5 protein-coding genes are annotated in these 5,900 nt (G+C 49.9%); all 5 read right to left on the reverse strand.

Features of this window, described 5'->3' with window-relative positions; all coding sequences use genetic code 11:
- The coding region (locus ACO6V1_RS21980) for a DUF1601 domain-containing protein (RefSeq protein ID WP_422468574.1) at window positions 1–1,670 on the reverse strand (1,670 nt) is incomplete at its 3' end.
- 105 nt (window positions 1,671–1,775) lie between these two features.
- On the reverse strand, window positions 1,776–2,246 hold the full coding sequence (locus tag ACO6V1_RS21985) for an RAP domain-containing protein (protein ID WP_422468576.1): 471 nt from the start codon (window positions 2,244–2,246) through the stop codon (window positions 1,776–1,778).
- Entirely contained in the window at window positions 2,159–3,007 is an 849-nt protein-coding gene (locus ACO6V1_RS21990; RefSeq protein ID WP_422468578.1) for a DUF1601 domain-containing protein, read from the reverse strand. Before ACO6V1_RS21990 ends, ACO6V1_RS21985 begins: the two co-directional genes overlap by 88 nt.
- Window positions 3,008–3,052: 45 nt before the next feature.
- Window positions 3,053–3,697 (reverse strand): hypothetical protein, encoded by a 645-nt coding sequence (locus ACO6V1_RS21995; protein ID WP_422468580.1) that lies wholly within the window; start codon window positions 3,695–3,697, stop codon window positions 3,053–3,055.
- Between the two features lie 105 nt (window positions 3,698–3,802).
- A partial coding sequence (locus ACO6V1_RS22000) for a DUF1601 domain-containing protein (RefSeq protein ID WP_422468582.1) occupies window positions 3,803–5,900 on the reverse strand: 2,098 nt, incomplete at its 5' end.

The raw sequence follows: 5,900 nt of genomic DNA on the forward strand, positions 1-5,900 counted from the left end.
CCCTGTGGTTTAAAGTTAGCTTTCTGTGCGTTCACGTGGGACAACAGCGCGGCCAAGGCCCTTTTGAGCTCTGGTGTCGGCTCCAGCCCGTTGTCCACCAGTTTCGCCATGGCCCATAGCAGGTTGGCGATGTGCTGAGGAATAAATTGGTCTTTCTGTGCGTTCACATGGGGCAACAGGGCAGCCACGGCCTCGTTGAGCTCTGGTGTCTGCTCCTGCCCGTTGTCCACCAGTTTCGCCATGGCCCACAGCAGGTTGGTGATATCCTGAAGTTTTAAGTGAGCTTTCTGTGCGTTCACGAGGGGCAACAGCACGGCCACGGCCTCGTTAAGATCTGGTGTCCGCTCCTGTCCGATGTCCACCAGTTTCGCCATGGCCCACAACAGGTTGGCGATTTCCGGTGGTTTAAAGCAAGCTTTTTGTGTGTTTACGAGGGGCAACAGCGCAGCCACAGCCTCTTTGAGTTCTGGTGTCTGCTCCTGCCCGTTGTCCACCAGTTTCGCCATGGCCCACAGCAGGTTGGCGATAGCCTGAGGAATAAATTGGTCTTTCTGTGCGTTCACGTGGTGCAACAGGGCGGCCACGGCCTCGTTGAGCCCTGGTGTCCGTTCCTGGCCGTTGTCCACCAGTTTCGCTATGGCCCACAGCAGGTTGGCGATTCCCTGTGGTTTAAAGTTCGCTTTTTGTAAGTTCACGTGGGGCAGCAGCACGGCTACGGCCTCGTTGAGCTCTGGCGTCCGCTTCTGCCCGTTGTCCGATAGTTTCGCCATGGCCCACAGCAGGTTGGCAATATTCTGGGTATCAAATTGGTCTTTCTGTGCGTTCACATGGGACAACAGCGAAGCCACGGCCTCGTTGAGCTCTGGCGTCCGCTCCTGCCCGTTGTCCACCAGTTTCGCCATGGCCCACAGCAGGTTGGCGATTCCCTGAGGAATAAATTGTTTTTTCTGTGCATTCACATGGGGCAACAACACGGCCATGGCCTCTTTGAGCTCTGTTGTCCGTTCCTGCCCGTTGTCCACCAGTTTCGCCATGGCCCACAACAGGTTGGTGATTCCCTGGGCATCAATATCCCTGGCTTGAGTTTTCTGGTTGCACTTGAATATTATTGCATCAAGTAGCGTTGACAATAAGGCAGCTTGAGTGAGCTTAACATGCTCATCCCTGGGTTTATGAGGGGTAAAAACACCCGCTGAAGTAAATGAGTGAAGTGTTGTCGTCAGGCTTCGCCAATTCCAGCTCCGTGTTGCTGTGAAATTTTGCAGCAAACGCATCAGCTGGCTTTGTTCAGCTCGATTTAACGGTCTTTGAACAGCTGACGTGTATTTTTTAATTGAACTGGCATATTGCCCGTGATTTCTCCCATTATAGCGATGACCGAAACGATCCGATTGACTTACCAGATCATCCATTATTTCTGGTTTGATGAGGGCATTAAAATTATGAGCAGAGTTTACTGAACGGTACTGTAGATGTTGAGAAGAGCATGTGCCAGAAGAATGGTGAAATTCATTGCGACCCGGTGCATTGCGGGGGGGATGATTCCATTGTCTGACTGTGGCATGTCGGTATCGCCCACGCCTTGAAGAAGGGGCATGGCCATTCGGTTGGTTGTAACCGTTATCTGATTTTGTGGATTGACCACTGATACCAGCAGAACTTCTATCCATAATTATATTTCATTAATTCATGAAAATATAAAAAACAGACTGCTGTTCTGCTCAGAAGTTCATTTTACAGAAAAGTTTACTTGAGTCATTATGGCAAGAAGGCGATTACTGGTTACTTGTTTTCTTCCTCTTTGCCAGGTTGCTTTGCTCTTCTAAATGTTCTTCGCCAGTCACGTATGCAGCACCTGCCCGCCTTCTTTTAAGTGGTACAGAGCCATGACCCTGTGGCGGGATGCCTATCCTGGTCTTTATTTGATCAATATAGGGTTTCATTAAATCGTTGTTCAAAAGCTGGTTAGTCGGGATTTCAATGACCTCAAATCCTGCTTTTTGCAGCAGTGCGATTTTCAGCAGAGTCGAACCATTCCTGGCGTTGAAATCACCACCCATGTAATGAGAGGGGCCCTGAACTTCAATCACCATGTTGTGATCTGGCAGAAGCAGGTCAACCGGAGGTAATGAGTTCAGACTCTTTTCTTCTTCGATCTTCAGAGATGGAATAGATGATTGGAGTTGATTGCGGAAGTCGGATTGACGTTTTGAAACGATTGTCTGGTAAGGGGGGCGACCGGACACGCTCTGCCAAGCCAACTCGCGGCCATGATCATGATGGATTGATCCTCTTTATTACCTGGCGATGTATTTTCCATGCGAGTAAACAGGTCATCCATGTGCTTTTCAAACACGTTATTTTTAATGGCATTGGAGTCTAGAGCCAACCTGGCACAGCATACCATTACTCCCCAGAGAGACATCGATATCCCTTCCTGAGAAAACTGAAGGTTCTCACTGATTCGATAGACAAGCGATTCGAACGTAGAGGTAGCCACGTTCAGCTCAACGAGTTCACCCAGTTTGGCCGTGGCCCACAGCAGGTTGGCGATATGCTGAGGAATAAATTGGTCTTTCTGTGCGTTCACGAGGGGCAACAGCGCGGTCAAGGCCCTTTTGAACTCTGGCGTCGGCTCCTGCCCGTTGTCCAACAGTTTCGCCATGGCCCACAGCAGGTTGGTGATTGCCTGTGGGTTAAAGTTAGCTTTTTGTACGATCACGCAGGTCAACAGCGCAGCCACCGCTTCGTTGCACTCTGGTGTCTGTTCGTACCCGTTGTCCACCAGTTTTGCCATGGCCCACAGCAGGTTGGCGATATCCTGGGCATTAAATTGGTCTTTCTGTGCGTTCACGAGGTGCAACAGCGCGGCCACGGCCTCTTTGAACTCTGGTGTCGGTTCCAGCCCGTTGTCCACCAGTTTCGCCATGGCCCACAGCAGGTTGGCGATAGCCTGAGGAATAAATTGATCTTTCTGTACGTTTACGTGGGGCAACAACACGGCCACAGCCTCTTTGAGCTCTGCTGTCCGCTCCTGGCCGTTGCCCAGCAGTTACGCCATGGCCCACAGCAGGTTAGCGATTCCCTGGGCACCAATATCACTGGCTTCAGGTGTTTGGTTGCACTTGAATATTATTACATCAAGTAGCGTTGATAATAAGGCAGCTTGAGTGAGCTGAACACGCTCATTCATGGGTTTATGAGGGGTAAAAACACCCGCTGAAGTAAATGAGTGAAGTGTTGTCGTCAGGCTTCGCCAATTCCAGCTCCGTGTTACGGTAAATTTTTGCAGCAAACGCATCAGCTGGCTTTGTTCTGTTCGATTTAATGGTCTTTTAGACGCTGACGTGTATTTTTTAATTAAACTGGCATATTGCCCGTGATTTCTCCCATCATAGCGATGACCGAAATGATCCGATTTACTCACCAGATCATCCATTATTTCCTGTTTGATGAGGGCATTAAAATCTTGAACAGGGTTTACTGAACGGCACTGTAGATGTTGAGAAGAGCGTGTGCCAGAAGAATGGTAACATTCATTGCGACCCGGTGCAGTGCGGTGGTGATTATCCCATGGTCTGATTGTGGCATGTCTGTATCGCCCACGCCTTGAAGAAGGGGCAGGGCCATTCGGTTGGTTGTAACTGTTATTTGATCTTGTGTATTGACCACTGATACCAGCAGAACTTCTATCCATAATTATATTTCATTCATTCATGAAAATATGAAAAGCAGACTGCTGTTCTGCTCAGAAGTTCATTGTGCGGAAAAGTTTACTTGAGTCATGATGGGAGGAAGGCAATTACTGACTGTTTGTTTTCTTCCTCTTTGCCGGGCTGGTTTGCTCTTGTGAATGTCCTTCGGCAGTGACGTATGCAGCATCTGTCCACCCTCTTTTAAGTGAAACAGAGTCATGCCCCTGTTGCTGGATGCCTATCCTGAGCTTTATTTGATCAATATATGGTTTCATTAAATCTTTGTTCAAAAGCCGGTTAGCCGGCATTTCAATGACCTCAAATCCTGCTTTTTGCAGCAGTGCGATTTTAAGCAGAGTCGAACCCTTCCTGGTTTTGAAATCACCACCCACGTAATGATATGGTCCCTGAATTTCAATCACAATATTGTGATCCGGCAAAAGCAGGTCAACCGGAGGCAATGAGTTCAGACTCTTTTCTTCTTCAATCTTCAAAGATGGAATAGACGATTGGAGTTGATCGTGGAAGTCGGCCTGGGTTTTTGAGATGGCTGTCTCGTAATTGCGAACGACCGGACAGACTCTGCCAAGCCAACTTGCGGCCATGAACATGATGAATTGATCATCTTCTTTACCTGGCGAGGTATTTTCCAGGCGAGTAAACAGTTCATCCATGTGCTTTTCAAACACATTATTTTTATTGGTATTGGAGTCTAGAGCCAACCTGGCACAGCATACCACTACTCCCCAGAGAGACATCGATATTTCTTCCTGAGAAAACTGCAGGTTCTTATTGATTCGATAGACAAGCGATTCGAACGTAGAGGTAGCCAGGTTCAGCTCAATCAGTTCACCCAGTTTGGCCGTGGCCCACAGCAGGTTGGCAATACCCTGGGCATTGAATTGGTCTTTCTGTGCGTTTACGAGGGGCAACAGCGCGACCACAGCCGCGTTGAGCCCTGGTGTCTGCTCCTGCCCGTTATCCGCCAGTTTCGCCATGGCCCACAACAGGTTGACGATTTCCTGTGGGTTAAAGTTCGCTTTTTGTACGATCACGCAGGGCAACAGCGCGACCACAGCTTCGTTGAGCCCTGATAACTGTTCCTGCCCATTGTCCACCAGTTTCGCCATGGCCCAAAGCAGGTTGGCGATTTCCTGTGGTTTAAAGTTAGCTTTTTGTACGATCACGCAGGTCAACAGCACAACCACGGTTTCGTTGAACTCCGGTGTCTGCTTGTACCTGTTGTCTACCAGTTTCGCCATAGCCCACAGGAGGTTGGCGATATGCTGGGGAATAAATTGGTCTTTCTGTGTATTCACATGGGGCAACAGCGCGGCCATAGCATCTTTGAGTTCTGGTGTTTTCTCCAGCCCGCTGTCCGCCAGCTTCGCCATGGCCCATAGCAGGTTGGTGATTTCCTGTGGTTTAAAGTCAGCTTTCTGTGCGTTCACTTGGGGCAACAGCACGGCCATGACCCCGTTGAGGCCTGGTGTCCGCTCCAGCCCTTTGTCCACCAGTTTCGCTATGGCCCACAGCAGGTTGGCGATATGTTGAGGAATAAACTGGTCTTTCTGTGCGTTCACGCAGGGCAACAGCGCGACCACGGCCTTGTTGAAATCTGGTGTCCGCTCCTGCCCATTGTCCACCAGTTTCGCCATGGCCCACAGCAGGTTGGCGATATGCTGAGGAATAAATTGGTCTTTCTGTGCATTCACCTGGGGCAACATCGCGATCACTGCCTCTTTGAGCCCTGGTGTCTGCTCCTGTCCGTTGTCCACCAGTTTCGCCATGGCCCACAGCAGATTGGCGATCCCCTGTGGTTTAAAGTCAGGTTTCTGTGTGTTCACGTGGGGCAACAGCGCGGCCACGGCCTCATTGATTTCTGATGTTTGCTCCAGCCCTTTGTCCACCAGTTTCGCTATGGCCCACAGCAGGTTGGCTATAGCCTGAGGAACAAATTGATCTTTCTGTACGTTTACGTGGGGCAACAACACGGCCACAGCCTCTTTGAGCCCTGCGGTCCGCTCCTGCCCGTTGTCCACCAGTTTCGCCATGGCCCACAGCAAGTTAGCGATTTCCTGAGTGCCAATCTCACTGCCTTCAGGTTTTTGGTTGCACTTGAATATTATCGCATCCAATAGCGTCGATAATAAGGCAGCCTGTGTGAGCTGAACACGCTCATCCATGGGTTTATGAGGGGTAAAA

This window comes from Endozoicomonas sp. ALC013 (genome assembly GCF_049310205.1).
Taxonomy (GTDB): Bacteria; Pseudomonadota; Gammaproteobacteria; order Pseudomonadales; family Endozoicomonadaceae; genus Endozoicomonas.

What these genes read in the sequence shown, in the direction of transcription:
- ACO6V1_RS21995 (WP_422468580.1), bottom strand. Translation starts at nt 3,697, where the DNA reads ATGGATAGAAGTTCTGCTGGTATCAGTGGTCAATACACAAGATCAAAT.